Annotated in this window: 23 protein-coding genes; 13 read left to right on the top strand and 10 right to left on the bottom strand. The window is 42.8% G+C overall.

The window, feature by feature from the left end; all coding sequences use genetic code 11:
• Positions 1 to 10 precede the first annotated feature (10 nt).
• Positions 11 to 1090, top strand: coding sequence for an NAD(P)/FAD-dependent oxidoreductase (locus tag M301_RS01235; RefSeq protein ID WP_013146941.1), 1080 nt, complete (start codon positions 11 to 13; stop codon positions 1088 to 1090).
• Between the two features lie 477 nt (positions 1091 to 1567).
• On the opposite strand, the gene M301_RS01245 is transcribed toward M301_RS01235, so the two are convergent.
• Both M301_RS01245 and moaC read right to left on the bottom strand, forming a co-directional pair.
• Complete coding sequence (locus tag M301_RS01245) at positions 1568 to 2377, bottom strand: hypothetical protein (protein ID WP_013146942.1); 810 nt, start codon at positions 2375 to 2377, stop codon at positions 1568 to 1570.
• 168 nt (positions 2378 to 2545) lie between these two features.
• Complete coding sequence (moaC, locus tag M301_RS01250) at positions 2546 to 3034, bottom strand: cyclic pyranopterin monophosphate synthase MoaC (protein WP_013146943.1); 489 nt, start codon at positions 3032 to 3034, stop codon at positions 2546 to 2548.
• Between the two features lie 89 nt (positions 3035 to 3123).
• Between moaC and M301_RS01255 the strand changes: the two genes are divergently transcribed.
• The 5 genes from M301_RS01255 to ahpF all read left to right on the top strand — a co-directional run bounded on the left by M301_RS01255 (position 3124) and on the right by ahpF (position 7964).
• Positions 3124 to 4626: a M48 family metalloprotease gene (locus M301_RS01255; protein WP_013146944.1), complete on the top strand. Its 1503-nt coding sequence runs from the start codon at positions 3124 to 3126 to the stop codon at positions 4624 to 4626.
• A 9-nt stretch (positions 4627 to 4635) separates the two neighbouring features.
• The gene (soxY, locus tag M301_RS01260; RefSeq protein WP_013146945.1) at positions 4636 to 5079 is read left to right on the top strand and encodes a thiosulfate oxidation carrier protein SoxY; all 444 of its coding nucleotides are present in this window, start codon (positions 4636 to 4638) and stop codon (positions 5077 to 5079) included.
• Between the two features lie 8 nt (positions 5080 to 5087).
• Positions 5088 to 5417, top strand: coding sequence for a thiosulfate oxidation carrier complex protein SoxZ (gene soxZ / locus M301_RS01265; protein ID WP_013146946.1), 330 nt, complete (start codon positions 5088 to 5090; stop codon positions 5415 to 5417).
• Between the two features lie 194 nt (positions 5418 to 5611).
• Positions 5612 to 6175 (top strand): alkyl hydroperoxide reductase subunit C, encoded by a 564-nt coding sequence (gene ahpC / locus M301_RS01270; protein WP_013146947.1) that lies wholly within the window; start codon positions 5612 to 5614, stop codon positions 6173 to 6175.
• Positions 6176 to 6380: 205 nt separating this feature from the next.
• Positions 6381 to 7964: an alkyl hydroperoxide reductase subunit F gene (gene ahpF, locus M301_RS01275; protein WP_013146948.1), complete on the top strand. Its 1584-nt coding sequence runs from the start codon at positions 6381 to 6383 to the stop codon at positions 7962 to 7964.
• Positions 7965 to 8041: 77 nt separating this feature from the next.
• Here ahpF and M301_RS01280 read toward each other — a convergent pair whose 3' ends face one another.
• Positions 8042 to 9538 carry a phospholipase D family protein gene (locus tag M301_RS01280; RefSeq protein ID WP_013146949.1) on the bottom strand — a complete coding sequence of 499 codons (1497 nt, stop codon included), beginning with the start codon at positions 9536 to 9538 and terminating at the stop codon, positions 8042 to 8044.
• Positions 9539 to 9578: 40 nt separating this feature from the next.
• Positions 9579 to 11186 carry an NAD(P)/FAD-dependent oxidoreductase gene (locus tag M301_RS01285; RefSeq protein ID WP_013146950.1) on the bottom strand — a complete coding sequence of 536 codons (1608 nt, stop codon included), beginning with the start codon at positions 11184 to 11186 and terminating at the stop codon, positions 9579 to 9581.
• Positions 11187 to 11340: 154 nt separating this feature from the next.
• Between M301_RS01285 and nhaA the strand changes: the two genes are divergently transcribed.
• Positions 11341 to 12513, top strand: coding sequence for a Na+/H+ antiporter NhaA (gene nhaA, locus M301_RS01290; RefSeq protein WP_013146951.1), 1173 nt, complete (start codon positions 11341 to 11343; stop codon positions 12511 to 12513).
• A 6-nt stretch (positions 12514 to 12519) separates the two neighbouring features.
• Here the strand turns inward: nhaA and M301_RS01295 are convergent, their stop codons facing one another.
• From M301_RS01295 to M301_RS01305, 3 genes are read right to left on the bottom strand one after another with little or no spacing between them, the layout of a single operon-like run.
• The gene (locus M301_RS01295) at positions 12520 to 13842 is read right to left on the bottom strand and encodes a hemolysin family protein (RefSeq protein WP_013146952.1); all 1323 of its coding nucleotides are present in this window, start codon (positions 13840 to 13842) and stop codon (positions 12520 to 12522) included.
• Between the two features lie 7 nt (positions 13843 to 13849).
• Positions 13850 to 14455 (bottom strand): HdaA/DnaA family protein, encoded by a 606-nt coding sequence (locus M301_RS01300; protein ID WP_013146953.1) that lies wholly within the window; start codon positions 14453 to 14455, stop codon positions 13850 to 13852.
• Positions 14456 to 14487: 32 nt separating this feature from the next.
• Positions 14488 to 15582, bottom strand: coding sequence for an AI-2E family transporter (locus tag M301_RS01305; RefSeq protein WP_013146954.1), 1095 nt, complete (start codon positions 15580 to 15582; stop codon positions 14488 to 14490).
• A 233-nt stretch (positions 15583 to 15815) separates the two neighbouring features.
• On the opposite strand from M301_RS01305, the gene purM reads away from it, so the two are divergent.
• From purM to M301_RS01330, 5 genes are all read left to right on the top strand, one after another.
• Complete coding sequence (gene purM / locus M301_RS01310) at positions 15816 to 16865, top strand: phosphoribosylformylglycinamidine cyclo-ligase (RefSeq protein ID WP_013146955.1); 1050 nt, start codon at positions 15816 to 15818, stop codon at positions 16863 to 16865.
• A gap of 86 nt (positions 16866 to 16951) precedes the next feature.
• Positions 16952 to 17689: a DUF3108 domain-containing protein gene (locus tag M301_RS01315; RefSeq protein ID WP_013146956.1), complete on the top strand. Its 738-nt coding sequence runs from the start codon at positions 16952 to 16954 to the stop codon at positions 17687 to 17689.
• Positions 17679 to 18788, top strand: coding sequence for a DUF3108 domain-containing protein (locus tag M301_RS01320; RefSeq protein ID WP_013146957.1), 1110 nt, complete (start codon positions 17679 to 17681; stop codon positions 18786 to 18788). Before M301_RS01315 ends, M301_RS01320 begins: the two co-directional genes overlap by 11 nt.
• 51 nt (positions 18789 to 18839) lie before the next feature.
• Positions 18840 to 20435, top strand: coding sequence for an RsmB/NOP family class I SAM-dependent RNA methyltransferase (locus M301_RS01325; protein WP_013146958.1), 1596 nt, complete (start codon positions 18840 to 18842; stop codon positions 20433 to 20435).
• A 5-nt stretch (positions 20436 to 20440) separates the two neighbouring features.
• Positions 20441 to 21682, top strand: coding sequence for a dicarboxylate/amino acid:cation symporter (locus tag M301_RS01330; protein WP_013146959.1), 1242 nt, complete (start codon positions 20441 to 20443; stop codon positions 21680 to 21682).
• 26 nt (positions 21683 to 21708) lie between these two features.
• Here M301_RS01330 and M301_RS01335 read toward each other — a convergent pair whose 3' ends face one another.
• Positions 21709 to 22917, bottom strand: a complete 1209-nt coding sequence (locus M301_RS01335) for a glycosyltransferase (protein WP_013146960.1) — start codon at positions 22915 to 22917, stop codon at positions 21709 to 21711.
• A 163-nt stretch (positions 22918 to 23080) separates the two neighbouring features.
• Between M301_RS01335 and M301_RS01340 the strand changes: the two genes are divergently transcribed.
• Positions 23081 to 23941, top strand: a complete 861-nt coding sequence (locus M301_RS01340; RefSeq protein WP_013146961.1) for a zinc dependent phospholipase C family protein — start codon at positions 23081 to 23083, stop codon at positions 23939 to 23941.
• A 14-nt stretch (positions 23942 to 23955) separates the two neighbouring features.
• Here M301_RS01340 and M301_RS01345 read toward each other — a convergent pair whose 3' ends face one another.
• Both M301_RS01345 and M301_RS01350 read right to left on the bottom strand, forming a co-directional pair.
• Positions 23956 to 24492: a phosphatase PAP2 family protein gene (locus M301_RS01345; protein ID WP_013146962.1), complete on the bottom strand. Its 537-nt coding sequence runs from the start codon at positions 24490 to 24492 to the stop codon at positions 23956 to 23958.
• A 117-nt stretch (positions 24493 to 24609) separates the two neighbouring features.
• Complete coding sequence (locus tag M301_RS01350) at positions 24610 to 25659, bottom strand: M48 family metallopeptidase (RefSeq protein ID WP_013146963.1); 1050 nt, start codon at positions 25657 to 25659, stop codon at positions 24610 to 24612.
• Positions 25660 to 25663: the final 4 nt, after the last annotated feature.

A 25663-nucleotide genomic window follows, 5' to 3' on the forward strand; every position in this document is an offset into this window, starting at 1 on the left:
AGATGTCTAAATGAATAAGAGTGTAGTAATAGTAGGTGGCGGCATTGTTGGCTGCATGACCGCGATGGAGTTAGTCGATCGCGGCTGCAAAGTCACTATCGTAGAGCGTAATCAAATCGCTAGTCAGACTTCTGGCGAATCTTCATGGGCAGGTGGCGGCATTGTTTTCCCGCTATTGCCTTGGCTTTACTCTGACGCAGTGAATACACTTACCAGCTATGGCGCGAAGTTTTACCCAGAAATCTGCCAGCGTTTATTGCGCGAAACAGGTATCGATACCGACTTTGAACAATCGGGGTTTTTATTGCTGCCAAACTTCGATACTCAAGCAGCTACTGCTTGGTGTGCAAATAACCAATTACCTGCTCAAGCCGTCAAAGCATCCGCTTTTGGCGTGCAATCGCCCAGTGGCGAAGAGGCATTATGGCTACCTACGGTATCTCAAATACGTCCACCATATTTCATGCAAGCCATGCGTAAATGGCTAGAGAAAAACAAAGTCACTATGTTAGAGCACACCGAGCTTGTGCCGCTAAAAGAAACACAAAAGCTAAACGAATGGCAAACAATTAATGGCAAAACTATCAGCGCAGATCAATTTGTAGTCACATCTGGCGCATGGAGTTTTGAACTGCTAAAAGAAACCAGCGCCAAACTTAATATCAAACCCATGCGTGGACAAATTCTGCTGTATAAACCCGAAAAAAACCTTGAGCAGATTGTTTATAGAGAAGGTTTCTACATGATCCCGCGTCGCGATGGCCATTTGTTAGCCGGTAGCACGCTAGAAGATGTAGGGTTTGACACTACAGTGACGCAAGAAGTGCGCAATGAAATTAGCGCAAAAGCTGAGGCGATTATGCCAGCACTAAAAAATCAAGCCATCCTCAAGCACTGGAGTGGTTTGCGACCTGGTACCCCCGAAAACCTACCAACGATTTCAGCACATCCAACCATAGAAAACCTTTACCTGAATACCGGACATTTTAGATATGGTTTAACGATGGCGCCAGCGAGTGCTAAGTTGGTGACAGCTTTAATGTTAGGTGAAAAGCCATTGATAGATGCGGAGCCTTACCAGTGTAATTAGTAGCATCTGTTCTTGAATATACGCGCCAAGAATTTATAACAGCCGTCATTCCCGCGCACGCGGGAATCCATTTTAATGGTGGTAATGAGTGCTAGTTTATTTGCGTTAAAGCACACTGGTATACTTTAGTAACAGGTCGCTTTCGCGCGACGCACGAGTTACTTTCTTTTGCTTAGCCAAAAGTAAGTAACCAAAGAAAAGGCTACCCCCTCCCGCTTGTTTCCTGCTCTGCTCAGCTTCATGGGCGGCAATCGGAAACTCACTTCGTTCAAACAGCCGCTTGCCGAAAACTCCCCTGAATCCGAACAGAACAGGCGCGGTAGCAGGGATGGAAAGGCGCTGAAATTTCACGCGAGCTTATTTAATATTTAAATCTATCAAACTCCGTCATTTCGACGAAAGTCGGAATCCAGTGGCTTTAAATATGGCGGAAATTTAATGTTGTAACGTTTGGTTTATGTGAACCTACGTTAAGCATCAGTATCTATGCGTTAAATATTTATCCGTTTCAATTGACGGCATGAAAGAAGGCTTTCTTGCTTTATTTAGTAGTTCGTAATATTCAAATTTACCATACTCATCTAAATTTTCAGGTAGTTTGTAGCAGTATCTGATTTCGTCTAACCGCTCGAAGCGTTGCAGATAAATTGCATGGATATAATGCATAATTCCGATATGGACTTTTGCACTTAACTCACAAAGCTTTGTAAAGTGATAGCCACCAAAGTCATCAAATAGCCAGTTATCAATGTCTTCTAAAATCATAATTTCATCAGCAGGAGTTATTTCAGTGCCGCTAGCTTTGTATATGCCGACTAACTTTTTCAAGATGGCGCTCGATCTAAGAATCGAATGTTTACATCTATTGCCAATCAAATAAATCGCGTCTTTTCTAGTAAGCGTTATAGTTAATTCTTTCCCAATACCGGCTGAATGAATTTCATATTTGAATACCTGATCAAGCCAAAATATGAAAGACTCAACAGAAGCCTTTAATTCGTTTGTACGATTCGAATTAAAATCTAGTTGAGGTGAGTTAGAGATTTTAAGTAATAAATCTAAGAGATTATCACCATCTTTTTTACTTGAAATAATCTCTTTGTTAACGCCCGCTATCACATCAAGAAGTAAAATGAAAAAATATTTTTTTGCAGTTGTGTCTTGAGGTAACACTGAGTTTACTAATTTAGTTCTATCTTCAGGAAAGCAGCAAATCGAGTAGTTAACATAGTTTTCTATGAGCTCAATTGATGAGTTCAAAATACGTATTTCTTCTTGTATGTTCATGATACCTTTGCCGTCACTTAGTTAGGTAGGGTGAGTTTGAACCCACGTCTATCGGTACTTACAGGACTCAGCGCATGAGAATGACCCTGCAAAGCAGTCCTTATACTGGACATAAATTGGACGGGAGTGCTTTCTTAATTACTTATAGTGTCAGTAAGTTAGTGCTTACTATGGCGCTACCCATTCCCCAGACTTGCCGCCATGTTTTTCCAGTAGCTTGATTCCGCTTATCGTCATACCTCTGTCTACAGCTTTACACATATCATAAATCGTAAGTAAGCCCACGCTCACCGCGGTGAGTGCTTCCATTTCTACGCCCGTTTGACCTGCGGTTTCAGTGGTGGCGGTGCATATAACGGATGTGTTTTTATCGTCTATCTCAAAGGTAACGGCTACCTTTGTCAGACCAATTGGATGGCAAAGTGGGATTAAATCAGAGGTGCGTTTTGAGCCTTGAATCGCGGCAATTCTTGCAATGCCGAGTACATCGCCTTTTTTGGAATCACCGCTTTTTATCAACGCTAATGTGCTGGTTTGCATTGTAATCACGCCACTGGCAATGGCGATGCGCTTGGTGTGTGCTTTGTCGCCTACGTCCACCATATGTGCTTGGCCGCTGTTGTCAAAATGGGTGAGGGTGTTTGCTGCGTCGGTCATTTTTTGCTTTCCACTGATAATCATTTTATGGATGATTATTTTTATGATTCCTGCTGAACTAGCTTCGTAAAGTAGCTATCATAACAATAATGAAATTAAAAACTATTGTAATTGCAATTTTGCTGATAACAAACAGCACGCTAGCGCCCAATTTGTGGGCGCAATCCTATGATGAGCCTGTGTTAACTGGTAAGCCTTATGAGGCGCCAAGGAGCTTTGACTTGAGTTTGCCAGAGCTCGGCGATGTTTCACAAACCGTGTTAACGCCACTTGATGAAAGGCGCATTGGCGAGCAGATTATGCGCGATGTATCGACCAGTGACGAGGTGGTGCAAGACGTGGAAATTATCGATTACTTGAATAACTTGGGTAATCGACTGGTTTCAGCTAGCAGTGATAAGCAGCAGAAATTCAACTTTTTTGTGGTACAGGATAACTCAATCAACGCTTTTGCCATGCCGGGTGGTGTAGTTGGCGTGCACACGGGTTTAATCTTAGCCACGAATACTGAGTCTGAACTTGCGAGCGTATTAGGTCATGAAATTGGTCACGTGACACAGCATCACATGGCGCGTATGTTGGCTTCGCAAAAATATGACACGTTTAAAAATATCGCGGGGATTGCGCTAGCATTGTTGGTTGCGCGAGCTAATCCAGATTTAGCGAGCGGTGCGTTAACAACGGCTTCGGCAGTAGGCATACAAAATCAGTTGGATTACACACGTGACCATGAGCGTGAAGCTGACCGCGTTGGTTTGCAAATTTTAGATAGTGGCGGTTTTGATGTGCGTGCAATGCCCGCATTTTTTACCACTTTGCAACGTGGTACGCGCTTTGCTGAAGGTAGTGCGCCTAGCTTTTTACGCACACATCCGCTGACCAGCGAACGTATCGCCGATGTGACTAATCGCGTGTCGCAAATGACTTACAGGCAGGTACCTGATAGCGTTGAGTTTCAATATGTGCGGGCAAAACTCATTGCCAATAACGGTTCGGCAGATACTAATATACAGGTGTTCGAGCAAAATATTCGTGAACATAAATATACCAATGAAGCCGCTGAGCATTACGGATTAGCCGTAGCTTATCTGCGTAAAAACGCTCTGCCGCAGGCTGAGAAAGAAGTGGCGTGGCTGAAAAAGAATGCACCGCAGCATGCCATGTTAGAGAACCTAAGTGCGCGTCTGCAAGTCGTAGAGAATAATCCGCAACAAGCAGCCAAACAATATGCCGCTGCACTTAAGTTATACCCAGATAATCGTGCCCTGATTTATGGTTATGCTAACCACTTTTTGGCGATTAAGCAGTCTGATAATGCGATAAAACTGATTAAAGAAAAGCAAGGTTTGTATCCTAATGATGCGCAGTTTTACGATGTATTGGCAAAAGCCTATACTATGCAGAATAAGCTTTTGCTAAGCTATCAGGCACAAGGCGAGGCTTATTTTAGAAAGTACGATCTTGCGCGGGCGATTGAGCAAATGGAGTTAGCAGTGAAAGCCAATGATGGTGATTTTTATCAAAAATCCATTGTTGAGGCACGCTTAACGGAATTGCGTCGCATGCAAGGCGATGTGAAAAAAGGTTCATGAGGCTAGAAAATGCAACGTAGAGATTTTATAAGGCTCATATCTGGTGCTTTTGCCCTGGCTTTTATTGCGCCCATGAATGCGTTTGCCGCAATATGGAATAAGGCTGCGTTTGAAACTACTAAGTTAAATGAAGCGGAAAAAAACTTAGAAATTAATGACGAAAAGCCTAGCGAACATATTTTGATTACCTTGCCAGATAAAGCGGAAAATGGCGCGATTGTTCAAATTGAGGTCAAAAGTAATATTCCCAACACTGAAACTATTTCTATTTTAGTAGAAAAAAATCCAACGCCGCTCATAGCGCACTTCAAATTCAGTAACGGCACCGAGCCTTTTGTGGTTACGCGCATCAAAATGGCAGAGACTTCAGATGTAAAAGTGGTTGTGAAGGCTGGCAATCAATATTTTACTAACGCTAAAGGCGTCGTCGTGCTAGAAAACGGGTGTGGTTAAGGATGGTTATGGCATCTGATAATATGAAAATGCGCGCTCAATTAAAGGGTGATGCAGCTTCTGTTGGTTACACCGAAGTAAAGGTTCTGATGAGCCATCCCATGGAAACTGGGCGCAAAAAAGATGATTTCGATAGATTGATTCCTGCGCATTTTGTGCAGTTAGTCACGGCAACTCTAAATGGAAAAATAGTGCTGGAGGCGCAGTGGGGAACGGGCATCTCAAAGAATCCGTATCTTACTTTTAGATTAACTGGCGCAAAAATTGGCGATACTATTGCTGTGACTTGGCATGACAATTTAGGCGAAACAGCTACGCAGAATATTATTGTCACTTAATAAGTTTAATATAGACATGCTGTAGGTTGATAAGTAAAATTTATCACAACCATTAGAATGATATATTGGATTTAATAAATCTAACGCTCTATAATCATTTTCACCAATTAAGAAGTTTCAAAAAGAAACATTTTATTAAGCTGTATTTTATTTAACCGAAGTATTTATTTAACCCACAAATAAGGAAAAAAACTATGTCATTAATCAATACACAAGTTCAACCATTTAAAGCACAAGCGTTTCATAACGGTAAATTTATCGAAGTGAGCGATGTGAGTATGAAAGGCAAATGGTCTGTAGTGATTTTTATGCCAGCTGCATTTACATTTAACTGTCCTACAGAAGTTGAAGATGCTGCTGATAACTATGCAGAATTCCAAAAAGCAGGTGCTGAAGTGTATATCGTCACAACAGATACACAGTTCTCACACAAAGTATGGCACGAAACTTCACCAGCAGTAGGTAAAGCACAATTCCCACTAGTTGGCGATCCTACACACCAATTGACACGTGCGTTTGACGTGCATATTGAAGAAGAAGGTTTAGCATTACGCGGTACTTTTGTGATTAATCCAGAAGGCGTGATTAAAACAGTAGAAATCCACAGCAATGAAATTGCACGTGATGTAAAAGAAACACTACGCAAGTTAAAAGCAGCTCAATTTACTGCTGCTAACCCAGGTCAAGTTTGCCCAGCTAAATGGCAAGAAGGCGCTAAAACAATCACGCCTTCACTAGACCTAGTAGGCAAAATCTAAGTAGCAAAACCTAATTAAGATTTAAGTCTTAGTTTTAGGCAGTATGCTACGCCTTTATAACACCATTTAAAGGTGTAGCCCTTACAAAAGCATTATTCAAAAGATAATGCTTTTTATTTGTGATTTACATTGATGGATTATTGCGTTTGATGATGAATCATTCGTTAGCCAAAATGGGCTGACACAACTAATAAAGAGAATAATCATGGCACTAGAAGCAGGTATCAAAACTCAATTACAAACATATTTAGGAATGTTGCGCGAGCCTATCGAGCTTGTTGCTTCATTAGATGACAGCGCAGCTGCACAAGAGATGCGTGAGTTACTAGAAGAAATTACTAGCATGTCAGACAAAATCACGCTGACAAATGGCGATGATGCCCGCAAGCCATCATTTGCGGTGAAACGTGCTGCTGCACACAAAGATGCGGGCCAATCAGTTGGTGTGCGCTTTGCTGGTATTCCTATGGGTCATGAATTTACCTCACTCGTATTGGCATTACTACATACTGGCGCTCACCCCATGAAATTAGAGGCTGAAAAAATCGCGCAAATTGCAGCGGTTGAAGGCAAGTTTCATTTTGAAACCTATATTTCTTTAAGCTGCCACAATTGCCCAGACGTTGTGCAAGCAATGAACATGATGGCAGTGATTAACCCCAACATCACCCACGTGATGATTGACGGTGCGCTTTATCAAGATGAAGTTAAAGCTAGAGAAATTATGTCTGTACCAACCATTTATTTAAATGGTGAAGTTTTTGGCGCAGGTCGTATGGAGCTAGACGAAATTTTATTGAAAATCGATACTGGCGCAGCAGCACGCGAGGCTAAAAAAATAGATGCACAAGCCCCTTATGATGTTCTAGTGGTTGGCGGTGGACCTGCGGGAGCTTCTGCTGCTATTTATGCAGCACGTAAAGGCATTAGAACGGGTATCGTGGCAGAACGTTTTGGTGGTCAGGTGATGGATACGCTAGGCATTGAAAACTTTATTTCTGTGCAAGAAACCGAAGGGCCGAAATTAGTTGCCGCATTTGAAGAGCACGTGAAAAGTTACGATGTCGATATTATGAACTTACAGCGTGCTGTGAGCCTGTCTGAACCGGGTAAAGATGGCAATAAAAATATCGATTTGATCGAACTAAAATTAGAAAGCGGCGGTACCCTAAAAAGTAAAGTGGTGATTCTAGCGACAGGCGCTTGTTGGCGCGAGCTGGGCGTGCCTGGTGAAAAGGAATATCGCGGTAAAGGCGTGGCCTATTGTCCGCATTGTGATGGCCCTTTGTTTAAAGGCAAGCCTGTTGCAGTGGTGGGTGGGGGTAACTCAGGTGTTGAAGCGGCGATTGATTTGGCAGGATTTGTGGCACATGTGACTTTATTGCAGTTTGATACAGTGCTAAAAGCCGATGCAGTGTTGCAGAAAAAACTACATTCTTTGCCTAATGTCACTATTATCACCAGCGCGCAAACGACTGAAGTGACTGGCGATGGCACTAAAATGAATGGCTTAACTTATACCGACCGCATTACTGGTGAAAGTAAGCATTTAGCGCTTGATGCGGTATTTGTGCAAATTGGTTTGTTGCCCAACAGCGATTGGTTAAAAGGCACGGTCAATTTAAGCAAGTTTGGTGAGGTTGAAGTAAATCATCACAACGCGACTTCATTACCTGGCGTGTTTGCTGCGGGCGATGTCACAACTACACCTTATAAGCAGATTATTATTGCGATGGGTGAAGGTGCAAAAGCCGCGTTGGGTGCGTTTGATTACTTAATTAGGCAGTAATATGGTTTAAGTTTTAGCACATAAAAAATGGCGGTTTAACCGCCATTTTTTATGTATGCAATTTACTGTGCTTAAAGTTACAACAATGGCTTAATTGGTGTTAATTGCAATGCTGCGACTTTACGACGTTTCGCACCTGTCGCATATTGGTCTGGATTGTCAGTGGCTGCACTCCAGCTATTTTCAGGCTGCATATCGGTTTCAATGGCAGTTTGCACATTATTAGCCAATGCTTCATTTTGCACAATCACACCTACTTCGGTATTTAAATTTTGTGAGCGTGGATCAAAATTAAAAGTGCCGATAAATACTGTTTTAGCATCAACCACCATAGTTTTAGCATGAATCGCGAATACTGGTGGCTTGGCATCTTTAGGCAAAACGTGTTGCACCAATTTTTGTTTAATTTGCGGGTCAGGCTTATATTCGTAAACTTCGATACCCATTTTGATAAGTTGATCACGCTGGTTACGGTAGCCACTAAAGGCTTCTAAATTGTCAGTAGAAGCCAATGAGTTGGTGTTGATGCGCACTTTAACGCCACGTTTTAACGCGTCTTTAAACAACTTCTTCGCTTGGCTAGACATGACTAAATAAGGTGATTGAATCACAATTTGCGTTTGCGCATTTTCAACTAATTGCGCTAATTTTTGCGTGGTGAAGCCACCGCCACCCATAATGTATTTGTAATTGTTTTTACCTGGTGTGTCGCTAATAAACTGAATCGGTGTCCAAATGATTTTTTCGGCTAGCGCAGCAAAAGCTTTCGGCATGTCACTAATCGCCTTGCGATTCTCAGGCGTAAAATTTTCAGGTGAGTTAGCGTAATCGTGCAAGTCACTGTAGATTTTCTGGATTTCATCATCTTTGACAGTGACGTGTTTCTGCATCAGCCCTAAGCCATCATACAAGTCTTCCACTGGCGCGCTAAGTGGACTATGCCAAAACTTTTCGAAGCTTGCTTGCATGTCTTTTGCCACATCGCCAAGCAGTAAGGCATCGCGGTCGCGGAAGTTATATTTTTGGTTATAGTCAAAATATTCAGCGGCCATATTGCGCCCGCCAGTAATAGCCAGTTTGCCATCTACGATAAAAGTTTTATCGTGCATGCGCTGATTAACACCGCGAAAATTCACGACGATATTCATCAAGCGTTTGTAAAATGGCGTGCCTACTGAATGTTTTGGGTTATAGATGTGAATCTCGACGTTTGGATGTTTAGCGAGTGCCAGTAACGATTTATCAGGCGCATCGATTAATAAATCATCAACGATGACGCGTACTTTCACACCTCTATCAGCCGCACGCAGTAGGGCTTCTGAGGCTAATATGCCAATGTTATCGGTACTCCAGATGAAGTATTGTACTTCGATAGTTTTCTCTGCGTGGTCAGCCAGCCACGCGCGCGCCAGTAAAGCATCTTCGCCTTTATCCAGCACATAGATGCCGCTTTGATTAGGGTGAGCGGCAATTTGATTGTCAATATAAGTAAGCTCAGGAGTGGCGATAGCCATTTGCGCAAAGCAAATAAACGCAACCGCTAATATTTTTAGTGCTAACTTAAAGTCAATCACTTGTTACTCCTTATTGTCTTACAAAGACTTTAAATAGGACTTAACGTCCTGCCATACTCAATGCTACTGCCTCAGCGATTCTTATGCCGTCAACACCCGCGGAAAGAATGCCGCCAGCATAGCCAGCGCCTTCGCCAGTAGGGTACAAGCCTTTGGTATTAATGCTTTGCAAGTTGTCATCGTTACGTTTAATCCGAATCGGCGATGAGGTGCGCGTTTCAACGCCAGTGAGTATCGCATCTGCCATATCGAAACCTTTAATTTGTTTAGCAAACTGTGGTATCGCTTCACGAATTGCCGTAATCACGTATTCAGGTAGAACGGTATCCAAGTTGGTCAGATGCACGCCGGGAGTGTACGAAGGTGTGACTTCGCCAAATTGAGTTGAAGGTTGATTCGCTAAAAAGTCGCCAACTAATTGTCCTGGTGCTTGGTAAGTACTGCCACCCAATAAGTAAGCTTGGCTTTCCCACTTGCGCTGTAATTCCATACCCGCGAGTGGATGACCTGGATAATCCTCATCAGGCGTGATGCCAACTACTATACCAGCATTCGCATTACGCTCGTTACGTGAATATTGACTCATGCCGTTGGTTACCACGCGACCCTCTTCAGATGCCGCAGCTACCACGGTGCCACCTGGGCACATGCAAAAGCTGTAAACACTGCGACCGTTACTTGCGTGGTGTACCAGTTTGTAATCAGCAGCGCCTAAAATTGGGTGTTGAGCGTTAGGACCGTGGCGTGCGGCATCAATAAGTGATTGCGGATGTTCGATACGGAAGCCGATGGAAAATGGCTTGGCTTCAATATAAATACCGCGTTTGTGTATCATCTCAAAAGTGTCACGAGCGCTATGCCCAACAGCCAGAATCAGGTGATTCGTGGCAATGCGTTCACCGCTAGCCAGCACCACGGCTTGCACTTGATTGTCTGTAATCTCAATATCTTCGACTTTACATTGGAAGCGTATTTCACCACCAAGCGCGATAATATTGTTACGCATTTCTTCTACCATACCGACCAACCGGAACGTGCCGATATGCGGATGACTGACGTATAAAATCTCTTCTGGCGCGCCTGCTTTAACAAACTCATTTAATACTTTGCGACCATAATGGTTAGGGTCTTTAATTTGGCTATATAGTTTGCCGTCAGAGAATGTGCCTGCACCACCTTCACCAAATTGCACATTAGATTCTGGGTTAAGCTTAGATTTACGCCATAAATCCCAAGTGTCTTTGGTACGCTCACGCACCGCTTTACCACGTTCTAGTACGATAGGTTTGAAGCCAGATTGTGCCAAAATAAGCGCAGCAAAAAGACCAGCAGGGCCTAAACCGACGATTACTGGTCTTTCTTTAAGTGTTTCTGGTGCTTGCGCTACAAATTTATAAGAAGTATCTGGCGCAAGTTTAACGTGTGGATCTTTACCTAATTTGGCTAACACTTTAGCCTCACCGTTCACCGTGACATCAAGCGAGTAGACTAACAAAATTGCATTGGCTTTACGCGCATCTACACCACGTTTAAAAATGGTATATTCGACTAAATCAGCCTTATTAATTGCCAGTTTTTTAACAATGGCGGCGTTGATTTCGCTGGGTTGATGGTCAAGCGGTAATTTGATTTCAGTGATTCTAAGCATGTTATGTTTATTTGATTTGGCCTGATTGGTGTGTTTAGATAGTGCTATTCATTTTAAATATGTGTATAGACTATTTGTCGAATGATAACTGATGTTATAAAAGATTGCTTCCAAACATTAAAATTTTAAAGAATGCCTTTTTAAAGAGCTCCTGATGAATAAAGCTTCAATCACACTATCAAACACCTTCAATCGGTTTTTTGATTCAGAAAAATCAAGTGGCATTTTGCTGATTGTCTTTACGCTCGTTTCGATTCTGCTGGCTAACTCACCCATAGGGCATGAGTATTTAAGTCTTTGGCAAATCCATGTCGCAGGTTTAAGTCTAGAACACTGGATTAACGATGGGCTGATGGTGATATTCTTTCTGCTGATTGGTTTAGAGCTGGAGCGCGAGATTTACGTCGGCGAGTTATCCAACTTCAAAAACGCGTTACTGCCCATTTTTGCGGCCATTGGCGGCATGCTAGTTCCCGCGCTGATTCACTATTCATTTAATCAATCAACGCCTACACAAAACGGTATCGGCATACCCATGGCGACTGATATTGCGTTTGCACTTGGTGTTTTAGCTATACTAGGTAATAGAATCCCAGCCTCGTTAAAAGTGTTTGTCGTGGCTTTTGCCGTGATAGACGACTTAGGTGCAATTGTATTGATTGCAGTTTTCTACACAGCTAAATTTTCTGTGAGCTATCTGTTAGCAGCTTTATTGGTTTGGGCGGTGCTGATTTTGCTCAATCGACTATTTCGAGTGATGTCCTTACTGCCGTACCTCGTTGGTGGCGTTATCATGTGGTTTTTTATGCTCAAATCAGGCATTCACGCCACGGTAGCTGGCATTATGTTGGCATTTGCCATTCCATTTTCTGTGAAAGATGACGATCAGAAGTCGCCCTCACATAAGCTAGAACATTTTTTACACAAACCCGTTGCGTTCATTATTCTGCCAATATTTGCCTTGGCAAACACGGGCATCACCATAGAGGCTGGTTGGATGAACGATTTAATGAGTGCTAACAGCCTAGGTATTATGTTGGGCCTGATACTCGGTAAGCCATTGGGCGTAGGTTTGCTTTGTTTCGTTGCTGTCATCACTGGCATCTGTCACTTGCCAGCAGACTTGAAATGGCGACATATTATTGGTGCGGGCATACTCGGTGGGATAGGATTTACCATGTCCATTTTTATCACTAATCTTGCATTTCCTGCCAGTATTGAAACCATTAATGCCGCCAAGATGGCGATTTTACTGGCCTCACTTTCAGCAGGTGTGCTTGGTTTTATTTGGTTTAAGCTATTTACAAAGATAGCAACCAGCGATTAGGTATTCTTAATGCTGCGAAGGTGGTTCACTTACCTGATTTTTTGGGTAAACTCTTACCAGTAAAATGCGAGGTCCTATCATTTTCTTCACCACCACATCAAAAGCCGTGAATTGTACACGCTGACCTTCTTTAGGAATGTCGCCAAGCGCCCACAGTACAAGCCCTGCGATGGTATCGGCATCTTCTGATTCAATATCAATACCCAATGTGCGCTCTAAGGTATTCAGTGGTAATGAGCCTTTGCCCAGCAACGAGCCATCGTCTAATTTAGCCCATTCACTTTGCGATTGCCTGAATTCATCACGAATATCGCCAACCAACGCTGACAGTAAATTATCTAAGGTAATGTAACCAATCGGTGCTGCATCTTCATAGCCGACCACAGTAAAATGAGGCGCACCTTTTTGTAGTTTTCTGAATAACGTCATGGCATGCGTGGTTGGCGGTACTTGTTCAATTGGTCGTGCGAGGCTTTTAATATCAGTAAAATCGGCATCTTTACGCAAAGCCACAAAAATGTCTTTAATATGAATGATGCCAGTCACGATGCCATCGCCATTCACAACTGGATAACGGCTGTAGCGATGTTGCAAGATACGATCCATGTTATCGTCAAATGAATCTTCTTCGAATAACGCAACCACTTCACTAAACGGATGCATTAAATCCGACACTTCCAACTCTCTAAAGTCAATGGCTTGTGCGAGCACTTTCCATTCATCATCGCTAAATTCGTCACTGGCGCGTGAGCTGCGTAAAATCAATTTCAGCTCTTCGGAGGAGTAATGTGAGTCGTGTCCCGCTTTGGTTTTCAGTTTCAAGGCACTGATCACAATATTTGAGCTTTGGTTAAGCAGCCAAATAGCAGGAAACATCAACCAATAAAATGCATACAAAGCGGGCGCTGTCCAAATGCCGACTCTTTCGGACATACGAATAGCCAATGATTTTGGCACCAGTTCGCCAAGTACGATGTGCAAATAAGAAATGGTAAAAAAAGCAAAAATGAAGGCGATACTGTGAATGAGTTTTTGACTAGAAACGCCAATATGTAAGAGCAAGGGTTCGATTAGCGCTGCAAAAGCAGGCTCGCCTATCCAGCCAAGTCCGAGTGAAGATAATGTGATGCCTAGCTGGCAGGCAGATAAGTAGGTATCTAAATTGGCATGAACTTTGGCTAACATTCTGCCGCGCCAGCCTAAGGTTTTTGCAATCGTGCGCACGCGGGTGCTACGGAGTTTAACTAAACTAAATTCTGCTGCTACAAAAAAACCATTCAGTAATACTAATAGAAATGCGATAAAAATTAATAAAAAATGAGTGCTCATGTCCGCCTTAGGCTTCTAAATTCAGTTGCAGTAACTGTCGCAGCAGAGGCACAGTAACGGGCTTTTTAGTCGTGAGCGACCATTCGTCTAGGGCATCTAATGTTGCCATTAAGGTCGATAAATCACGTCTAAGGTAACGTAAGCAGTAGTCCACGACTTCGGTGGGTAAGCGTATACCACGCTCCGCCGCATGATTTTGCAGCGCCAAAGCTTTTTCGGCATCGTTGAGTGGATGTAGCTGATACACCAAACCCCAAGCCAAACGGGTAGCTAAATCGTCACGCAGTCCCATTTGTGTTGGCGCATGCAAACCAGCGGTTATAAGTGTGCCGCCACTTTCCTTAAGTTGATTGTAAATATTAAATAAATCAATTTGTGCATCATTGTTTAGCAAATGCACATTGTCTACCACCTGCATGCCTATTGCCTCGCAGGCCGATAATAAATGACTTTTACCACTACCTGCTTCGCCCCATAAGTAGATAAATTTTGACTGAGCAGAATTGCTAGCGACTGCGTTTAAACTAGCAAGTGCCTCGTCATTACGCCCAGCGATAAAGTTAAGTAGCGTGGGCGGAGCCGCAGGCTTGATGTCGAGTAAGAGCTGTTTCATGTGCAAAATTTGGAGTGCCTTTAGTGCGATGACTAGTTGAGATAAGTATCGCTATTGAGGTAATTGTCTTTGGTGTGACGCAAGCCAACAGCAATCGCCGCGCTCACTGGTAAGGCAAGTAACACGCCAGCAAAGCCAAATAATTGACCGCCAGCGAGCAAAGCAAAAATCACAACAACAGGGTGTAAACCGATGCGGTCGCCAACTAATTTGGGCGTAAGCACCATGCTTTCTACCAACTGGCCTAGGCTAAATACAATCAATACTGGAATCAATTGGCCGAAACTGGTGAACTCAAGCGCAGCAACAACTAAGGCTAGAACTACGCCCAGTGCGAATCCTAAATAAGGCACAAAGCCTAATAGGCCAGCCACTAAGCCAATCGGCAAGGCCATATCTAATCCTGCAAACCACAGGCCTATGGCATAAAAAGCGCTCATGGCGAGCATGACTGAAAGTTGTCCGCGTAAGAATTCAGCTAACACTTGGTCAATTTCACTGGCAATATTGGTTGTTTTATCATGCCATTCACGTGGAATCAGCTGACCTATGCGTGCTACAAAGATATCCCAATCACGCAATAAATAAAACAGCACTACAGGTAAAAGTAATATATTCGCAATAATGCCAATGAGCGCCATGCCGTTATTGCCTGCCATCATCAACACATCGCCAAGTAGTCCACCAGCAGTTTTCCAGTTTTTGGTGATGATGTCTTGAATCTGTGCGCCATCAATGGCAAAACTAATACCAAACTTGCTTTGTAACCAGGGTTCAACCGTAGTGCGGATATTGTTGATGGTGCTGGGTAAGCGTTCAGCAATCAACAGAGATTCTTTTTGTAATAGCGGAATGAGAATAAGCAGCAGTAAAGTGATAATGCCGAAAATACCTGCCATCACCAGCACGGTAGCCAGCGTGCGACCTATCCTAAATTTACCTACACCAACCAAGCAAAGCCTATCAACCAGTGGATCGCACATATAAGCTAGAATCGCTGCGACTAAGAATGGCGTTAGTATTGGAAGCAATAAATAAATAATAAATGCAAAAATCGCAGTAATAATTAACCAGCGATTATCGATAAATAGATTTTTTGCTGCTGTTTTTTTGGGTTCAGTCGTCATATAGGTTAAAATTATACTTAAACGTGTATAGGGTACTTCTATAAATTAAATTTTCGTCATTATACTGTGTTGCTCACAAAAAATTACTCCTTATATATCAACTATATACTGCGTCATAGTTTTTTGTTCGCGCCTTGTCTAATTTAGAAACTTTAATTTATAAAAGCACCCTTAAGCAAAAGCATTCAAAAACCTTTATTTTTATTAAATATTATTACTAAGCGAGAGCCGTTTTGACCACTAATTCTTCAAACACTACATCAATTAGCTACCGCGATGCGGGCGTGGATATGGAAGCTGGCGATGCGCTAGTTGAGCAAATTAAACCATTTGCAAAACGCACTATGCGTCCAGAGGTGTTGGGCGGCATCGGCGGCTTTGGGTCATTGTTCGAAATGCCGAAGAAGTTTAAGAATCCTGTGCTGGTTTCTGGTACAGATGGCGTGGGCACTAAGCTTAAACTAGCCTTTGAGCTGAATAAGCACGATACAGTGGGTATTGATTTAGTGGCCATGAGCGTGAACGATATTCTAGTGCAGGGCGCAGAGCCGCTATTTTTCTTAGACTATTTTGCCTGTGGCAAGTTAGAAGTTGGTACTGCAGCACAAGTGATTAAAGGCATTGCCGAAGGTTGTGAGCAATCTGGCTGTGCTTTGGTGGGCGGCGAAACTGCTGAAATGCCAGGTATGTATCCAGCTGGCGAATACGATTTAGCAGGTTTTGCAGTAGGTTGTGTGGATAAAGAAAATATTATCAACGGCACAACTATTGCAGCCGGTGATGTAGTACTAGGTTTGGCTTCAAGCGGCGCGCATTCAAATGGTTACTCATTGATTCGCAAGTTGATTGATAAATCAGGCATTGATTTTGAGTCAGATTTTCATGGTAGAAAATTCAAAGATGTAGTGATGGCGCCAACGCGTATTTATGTGAAACCATTGTTAGCATTAATCGCCGCAATGCCAGTCAAAGGTATGGCGCATATTACAGGTGGCGGCATTACTGAAAATATTCCGCGTGTATTGCCAGCAGGTTTAACGGCCGAAATTAAAAAAGGTAGCTGGACCATGCCGCAATTATTCACATGGTTGCAAGCACAAGGCAATGTTGCCGATTCAGAAATGTATAAAACTTTCAATTGCGGCATTGGTATGGCCGTCATTGTGGCTAAGGAACAGGCAGCTGCTGCGCAAAAACTACTACAAGATGCGGGTGAAACTGTATTCGAAATTGGTCATATCCGTGTGCAACAAGTGGGTGAAGCACCAACCGTTGTAGTCTAAATATTTTGATGGCGTGTATCTAAAAGCTAACTTGATGCGTTAAGTGCTAGTGAGACTTTTTTGCAAAGTCATATTGAGGAGTTTTCGTGCTGAGTCAAATTGGAATTTTTAGAACCATTAGAGTGCTAAGCCTAGCATTTATTTTCACCACTACATCTGCTTTCGCAGCGCAACAGGTGAACTTGCCTAAGCGTATTCAAGCTGATTATGTTGTCACCAAAGACGGCACGCCGTTTGCAAACGTCCGCGAACAATATGTGGTGACAGGTAACACTTATAAAGTGGAAAGCACGACAAAAGGCATAGGTATATACGCCTTGCTTGGCGTGCGAAAACTTAGCAGCACTGGGAAAGTCACTCGTAAAGGCTTAGTGCCGACTCACTTTGAGTTGCATCAAGGTAGCAATCCGAATAAAGCCTTGTTTTCAGATTTTGATTGGTCGAGTAATACTTTGCGCATGTTAGGCAAGGGCGAGCCTCAAACTGTTCCGCTCACAGTTGGTACACAAGACTTAGCAAGTTTTGCCTATCAATTTATGTTTCTATCTAGACCGTTTAAAAATGATATTACGGTCACACTCACCACAGGTAAGAAGCTTAATCAGTATCAATATAAAGTTAATCCAGAAATTGAACAGCTTAACGTCGCTAGCAGCCAATATAAAACCGTGCATTTAGTACCTGCCGACTCAGATAAAGGACAATCAGATACCAAAGAGCTTTGGTTAGCGGCAGAGAAGAATTTCATATTGGTCCGTTTTCTAATGGTAGATTCTGATGGTGCAAAACTAGAGCAAACGCTCACTGAGTTACATGTGGATTAGTAGTCCTTGGGTTAAATTAAAGTCGTTATACCAAGATGCTAGCTACAGAAGGCTAGCACTTGCGTTAGGTTTGTCGCTGCTACTGCATTTATTTCTAATTGGAAAATTCAGCTTTAATCTGCCAAACTTAAATGAACAGCACGATTTAATTGAAGCTCGATTAGTGTTGCCTAAAGCTTTACCTAGTCCAGTTTTAAACCCACCCGCAGTAAAGAAGCCAGTCGAAAAGCAAGTCGAGTCTAATAAACCTATGGAGCAAAAAGAAGAAAAGCCACTTGAACCTGTAGCTCAAGTTAATCAGCAACCGGCGCTGTTGCCAGAGCCTCCGCCAACTGAAACCGTGACTTCAATCGAGCCGCCAGAAGTTGCGCAACCCATCGTTGAAAATCCAGTAGAAGAAGCCGGATTAATTGCTAAACCTAAACCCTATCAATATATTGAGTCTGAATTTGACGTATATGCTGATAAAGATGATGTGCCCAATAGATCAATAGCAGGTAGTGCTAGAGTTGTGTATCAGCGATTACCAAATAGTGAGCGGTATCAAATAAAAAGCCTAATCCAAGCCAAGGGGTTGATTTCTTTAGTCATACCAGTCTTGCTACAGACTAGTGATGGTTATTTCGATGGTATAGGTTTACAACCGCAGCATTATTTCTATAAGTTTGGTGATAAAAAGGATAAAACCTTCAGCGCTGACTTCGATTGGGAAAGTAAAAAACTCACTTTGCATAGCCAAAAAGGCGATCAAACTTTTGATTTGCAAGCTGGTACACAAGATTTATTGAGCTTTATGTATCAGTTTATGTTTGTGCCACCTCTGCAAAATATGCAGTTGAACATTACCAATGGCAAAAAGCTTGGTATTTATGATTACATTTTTGAAGGTGAAGAAACACTTACCACTAAGTTAGGCGATATCAAAACTGTTCATATCTCGAGAATGGCGCCAGAAGGCGAAAAGAAAACAGAATTGTGGTTAGCCTTAGATTATCAGCATGTACCTGTTAAAATACGTGAAACTAGTGGCAATGGTAATATGTACGAGCTAGTGATTACTAGTTTGGATGCCAGACTAGAGCCTTTGCCGCTACCGTAAGTAAGATTTATGGCTTAATTCATAGCCAGCGTATATATTAAAGAGAACCAAATGACCCCCAACCTAATACGGCAAGCTGCTGTAATGTTATCCAATTTGCTTGAATTCAATAGCCCTGCAGATGCCAAGTTAAGCGAATTTTTTCGCAATAATCGTGACCTAGGCACCAAAGAGCGTGCTTTTGTGGCGGAAAGTGTTTATGGCGTTTTGCGTCGTTTACGATTTTTAAGTGCCGTGACCGCTAATGATGACAATGATCCTGATGATGCGCGTAAATTGGTGCTAGCTTGGATGCTACGCATACAAGGGATGAGCATACAGAAAATCGAATCGATGCTGACTGAGCAGCAAATCGAGTGGGCGCATACCATTAAAGCAAAATCGACTGAAAATTTACCGTTGGCTGTTCAAGCGGATGTGCGTGATTGGCTATGGGAAAAGCTAGTCGCGCAATATGGCGAAAAAGAAGCACTCACTATCGCACGTAGCATGCATGATGCCGCCACTCTAGATTTACGCGTGAACACTATTAAAGGCACGCGCGATGATGTGATGGCGAAATTTATTGCTGAAAATACTTCGGGCGAAAGCAATGTCACTAAAACACCATATTCGCCGATTGGTTTACGCATGCCATTACGCTTGAATATCAGTCGCCATGTCATGTTTACTGAAGGTCAAATTGAAGTACAAGATGAAGGTAGCCAAATTTTAGCGCATTTAGTCGCGCCCAAACGTGGCATGATGGTGGCAGACTTTTGCGCAGGTGCGGGCGGTAAAACTTTAGCCATGGGTGCTTTAATGCGCAATACTGGCCGTTTGTATGCATTTGATGTGTCAGAAAAACGTTTGCACAGCTTAGGCCAACGACTAAAACGCTCTGGTTTAAGCAATCTGAATGCACAAAGCATCAGCAGTGAAACCGACCCAAAACTTAAGCGCTTGAATGGTAAATTTGACCGTGTATTGGTTGATGCACCTTGCACAGGATTAGGCACTTTGCGTCGAAATCCAGATCTTAAATGGCGCCAAACACCACAAGATTTAGCTGAACTGACAGTGAAGCAAGCGAATATTTTAGCGCGCGCGTCTAAACTCACTAAAACAGGTGGACGTTTGATTTACTCAACATGCAGCTTGTTGCGTGATGAGAATGAGCAAATCGCTGAAAACTTTTTAGCGACACATCCAGATTTTAAATTGCTCAATGCAGCTGAAATTTTAAAACAACAACAAATTAACTTAGATACGGGCGATTATCTAAAATTATTGCCGCACTTACATAATACCGATGGCTTTTTTGCAGCCGTATTTGAAAAAACTGATGGCACTAGCAAGCCTGTCAAAGTAGCGACATCAGTGGTTGCTGTGGATGAAGCTATATTACAAACGGCCTCGACTGAGCCAAAAGCTAAAAAGGCTGCAGCAAAACCCAAAGTAACTAAACCTAAAGCGGCGAAAGAAGCTGCCGTTGAAGAGACTTTAGACGAAAAGACTACAGTAAATGAGGTCGTGGTTAAAGAAAAGGTAGCAAAACCAAAAGTTGTTAAGGAAAAGACTGTAAAAGAGAAAATAGTCAAAGAGAAAGTGGTAAAAGAAAAAGTCGTCAAGCCCAAAGCCGTTAAAACGAAGGCTGTTAAAGAGTAAGCATCATGAAACTGCCTAGCCTTAACGTCCAGATATTATTAGGTGCAATGTTTGGTGTTGGGCTAGGTTTGTATTTTCATTCCCTAGGGGCTGAAAATCATATAGTGCAGACAGGTCTCTACATGTCAGGGCTAGTCGGTACGCTGTTTATTGATTTGCTTAAAATGATTTTAATCCCACTGGTATTTTGTTCTATTACCGTTGGCATTGCTAATTTACGGCAACATCAGCAAATTCACCATGTCTGGGTGACTACCTTACTGTTCTTTGTCAGTAGTATGGCTATTGCGATTGTTGTGGCGCTAGCGGCGAGTAATTACTTTAAGCCAGGCGCTGGCTTACATTTGGCGATGTTTCAAGATGCCATGCAGAATTTTGAAGCTAAGCAACTACCTTTACCAGAATTCTTTGCCCAGTTTCTTCATGGCTTATTTCTAAATCCTTTTACGGCCTTGTCACAAGGCAATGTACTAGCGGTAGTCACATTCGCCCTTATTTTAGGCATCACGCTGGTCATGGGTGGTGAGCGTTTCAAAAACATACTTGCCCTACTGCAAGAAGGATTAGAAGTGACCATGCATATCGTGAGCTGGGTGATGCGTCTAGCACCACTAGGTATCATGGCGCTTCTGATCAAGTTAATTGCGGTGCAAGATGCGGCAATGCTGAGTACTTTAGCAAAGTTTGTAGCGGTCATTATTGGCTCTACCTTATTTCATGGTGTGGTGATACTGCCATTGATTTTGTATTTGTTTACTGGCAGGTCACCCCTCTGGTTTTGGCGCGGCGCGAGAGAGTCCCTAATTACCGCTTTTGCTACAAGTTCAAGCTCTGCCACGCTACCTGTTACTTTACGCTGTACCACTCAGCATTTGCATGTTAAACCTGAAATTGCAGGGTTTGTAGTTCCGCTTGGCGCAACTATCAACATGGATGGCACCGCATTGTACGAGGCCGCAGCGGCAATATTCATCGCTAATTTAGCTGGTATAGAGCTTAGCATGGCGCAGCAACTCATTGTGTTCTTTACCGCCATGATAGCTGCGATGGGCGCACCAGGCATTCCAAGTGCTGGCATGGTCACCATGGTGATGGTGTTGCAATCGGTTGGCTTACCTGCAGAAGCCATTGCGATTTTGCTGCCTATTGATAGGCTACTTGATACCTTACGCACCGCCGTGAATGTTGAAGGTGATATGGTGGGTAGTTTGGTTGTACAAAAGTTAGTAATGCAAAAATCAACTTAAGTCCGCAATTTTCTTAATTGCACGCGCTAGCCTTTTACAGGGTCTAACTGTGTTTTCAGGTAAGGTTGACGTGGGGATGATGGGCTTAGGATAACTTCCTCATAAAACTTAATCATCCGTTGCGCTTGCAGTGTTGCAGTCCATTTATCCAAGGCATAATTTTTTGCCCGATTACCCAGTTCAAATCTATGCTCAGGATTTAGCAGTAATTGACGCACTCTTTCTGCAAATTGAGCTGTGTCGTCAGGCGCAATCAGCGCGCCTTTTCCTTCAATTAAAATAGAGGCTGTACCTAGTTCGGCAATCGCTACTACTGGCGTAGCTTGCGCCATGGCCTCTAACAGAACCAAACCTTGAGTTTCACTTTTAGACGCGAATACAAAAATATCAGCTGATTCATAGCAGGCATTCAGTTCTTTGTTACGGTCTAAGTAGCCGATAAATTGAACGTTCTTTTCTATCTCTAAGGTCTTGGCAAGTTTATGTAAACTCGCCTCCGCAGGGCCTTCACCAGTCACTACCAATAAAACATCAGGCCGTTTCTCCGCGAGTATTTTGGTCATCTCTAATAAGAAATCAATATTCTTTTCAAATGCAACACGGCCTACATATAACAACATAGGTCTATCTAGTGGGATGCCATATTTCAATCGAAATGCTTGGCCATCTGCGGCTGCAAAGCTACTATCTTGCAAGCCAGTTGGAATTACCTCAGATAGTACGTTAACGCCGTATCTACGCAATACATCCAGCATGGGGTTTGATGGTGCGACAATCGCATCTACCGCATTGCATTGGCGTTTTGAAATCATTCTTGCGATACCACGTGCGATGGACTTGGGCATCCAAGGCAGGTAATGATGCAAATAATCCTCAAAGAAGGTGTGATAAGTTTCTATACATGGAATATTCAGCTGTGCTGCAAGCTTAAGCCCTAAGTAATGCGCCACAAATGGTGTGTGCACGTGAATGATGTCGTACTTTTCTTGCTCAAGCGCTGGTAGTAACTTTACCGCCTCGCCGTATTTCATGAGTTTATCTTCGGGGTCAAAATAGATGCTGCGTGCTGGAATGCGCTTTATCCACGCTTCATCTTCTGTCACCACATCATAATCCGGGGCGATTAAATGCACTTCGTGACCTAAGTTTTGCATTTGCAAAACAAACGTTCTGATAGAAGTTGATACGCCATTAATTCGCGGAAAATAGACATCTGAGATAAATAGTATTTTCATAAGTAGAGTTCGTTTAATTAAATCAAGTAGTTAATTAGTAGATTGTTAAAATGAACGATAGCGACCCAATATGACGGTTTGATGAAAAATGCCTTTAAAATTTTCACTAAATAGTCATATATCTGTAACCAATACTTAATCACAGCGTGGCAAATTACACGCTATGCAAATACCAAAATTCATTAAGCATTATTATTGGTGGTTGCCGTGCTGTCTGTATTCAGTGGATGCGAATGCTTGGGGCTTGGTGACACATCTCTATTTTGCACAATCATTGCTTTGGGCGATGCCGTTGTTGGATCCACGTTTGCAACGCGCAATCAAAAACTTTCCTGAGCTAGTGATGGCGGGTGCTTGCTTGCCTGATTTGGCGATTGTGAGTCCTCACTATCGCCAAACTCACCTGTGGAAGCATGGTCATCAACTGATGCAATCTGCGCGTACAGAAGAGGAGACTGCGATTGCCATTGGCTATATTAGCCACTTATATATTGATGTGATTGCACATAATCATTTTGTCCCAGCCCACGAGGCGATGTGGCATAAAAATGAGGTATTCACGCATATTACCTCTGAGTGGGCGATGGATGGACATTTGGCGCCGCTGCTGGATATCTCAGCAAAGCAGCTTTTAAATAAACACCAAGCCGTGATTGCTGCGTTTATTTCTATTCAATTTGAATGCCCAGAGCATGTCACCACGAAGGCTTTAAAACGCCTAGCATTCTGGGATGGCGTATTACGTGCAGTCAGGTTGCCAACGTTGATTTATAAAGCGGTACAGGTGGTTGATAAGCGCGTGTTTAAGCACTTTGTTTACTATGTGGCTAAAACGCAAGTGGCTGTGGCAGATATTGGTGAGGTACTTAATGGTAAGAATCCACTATTAGAACCTGAACTCAAAAATCTAAGTGTGGATCAATTGGATGTTTGGCGTGAGCAATGTTTAAAGCACTTATATATTGTGCACTCAACGCCGATTCAATATTACCAAAAGACTTTAGTTGAAGATGCTTTTCATTAGTAGTGTATAAATTGCTAAACTAGCAGGAATGACAATCTGGCAATCGTAGCGCCAATCAGCGCACCAGCAATCACGTCACTAGGGTAATGCAAACCTAACACCACACGAGATAATCCTACTATCACTGCGAACGGTACAACTATGATAGCGAGTTGCGGGTAGTAGCCAATTGCGACTAAGCTAAACACCACTGCGTGCAAAGTGTGGCCAGAGGGGAAGCTAAATTTATCAAGCGGCGTTCCCGTCAACCAAATGTCTTGATGCACTTCGTATGGACGCGGTCTTAGGGTTTTACCTTTTAACCATTTGTATAGCAAGGTTCCGCTTAAACCTGCCAGTGCCATATGTAACACAGGCGTTAAACCTTCGGCGCCATATACTATCAAAATACCAGCCATTAAGCCGTACCAAAATATGCCATCACCAAGTCTGCTGGCTACTCTAAAAAAATTACGTATCAACCTGTATTGGCTGGTGTGGTTTACCGCAATACATAAAAAACTATCTAATTGATGCATACGACTGATATATAAGCGCATCTTGAATGACATCATAACCTCCTGTTTCTATTATTCTTTCCTTTTAGTATGAAGGCTAGAATGTCATTGAAATGTGAAGGATTGATGAATGGATTGTGAAAGTTTGTTGAATGTTGATTTGCTAATGACTTAGCTACAATGACTATGCTCTTTTAAGAATGGCACAATACGCGCTTTGGTATCAGGGTGCGATGAAATCATTTCCGGCATTGAACCGCCGCCGCCATGGCTTTTTTCTAATCTTAATAACAATGTAGCAAATGATTTGGTTGGAATGCACGCAGTTTTTAGTGACTGTAGCGAGTAATTGTCCGCTTCAGTTTCTAGTTCTCGAGAGTAACTCATATTCATCATTAACGCTGGTAAGCCAGATGCTATGCTGCTTACGTCACCTGTGATGGCGATGATAATCAGTCCTGAAATTGTTCCCTGTAAAGTTTGGCGCAAGGCATGCCGGCCTTTTACATGGCCTAACTCATGCGCTAACACTGCGATGATCTCATCGTTATTTTTAGCTAAATCAATCAGCTCATCAGTGATGACCATATAGCCGCCAGGCAGAGCGAATGCGTTAGCGCCAATGATAGGGCTTTTTCTAAAATTTAATTGGTAGGCAGGGCAGTTGTTAGTTTTAGTGCACATGGCGGCGAGTGCCGTCGTGATGTCTTTTTGTTTAGACACTGGTATTTTTGAGGCTTCAAAATAGCCAAGTCTTTTACTGTCTAGTGAGTCTAAGGTTTGTTTACCTAAGTCTTTTTCCATGCTGACAGGAGTTGCTAATGCGGCATATTTAGCAACGACAGGCACGCCATATTTAAGTAATGCCGCACTTGCCAGCGCAATACCAACAAAGGCGATAAGAATCACGAATTTATGGGTTTCGGCGTAATGCACACCTTGCCAAAATCTATTGGCTGGTTTTGCAGGTAAGCAGCGCTCTAAGTCTTTAAAGTCTGTTTCTAAACGGCTATCGTCAGGTAAATCGATGAGTCGTTTGCCACTTCCAAGCCTGGCTTGTACGTGACAATCATTGATTAATACTTTGATTGGCTGACTACTGATAGTTTCATCAGGATTGGTGACCGATACTGTGAAAGTAAAGTGACTGTCTACAATGTCCACCAGCACCCGCTTGGCGCGTGCGCTGATGCCATCGTAATATTCTGCTTCAAATTGCACGTGA

This window comes from Methylotenera versatilis 301 (assembly GCF_000093025.1).
GTDB lineage: Bacteria > Pseudomonadota > Gammaproteobacteria > Burkholderiales > Methylophilaceae > Methylotenera > Methylotenera versatilis.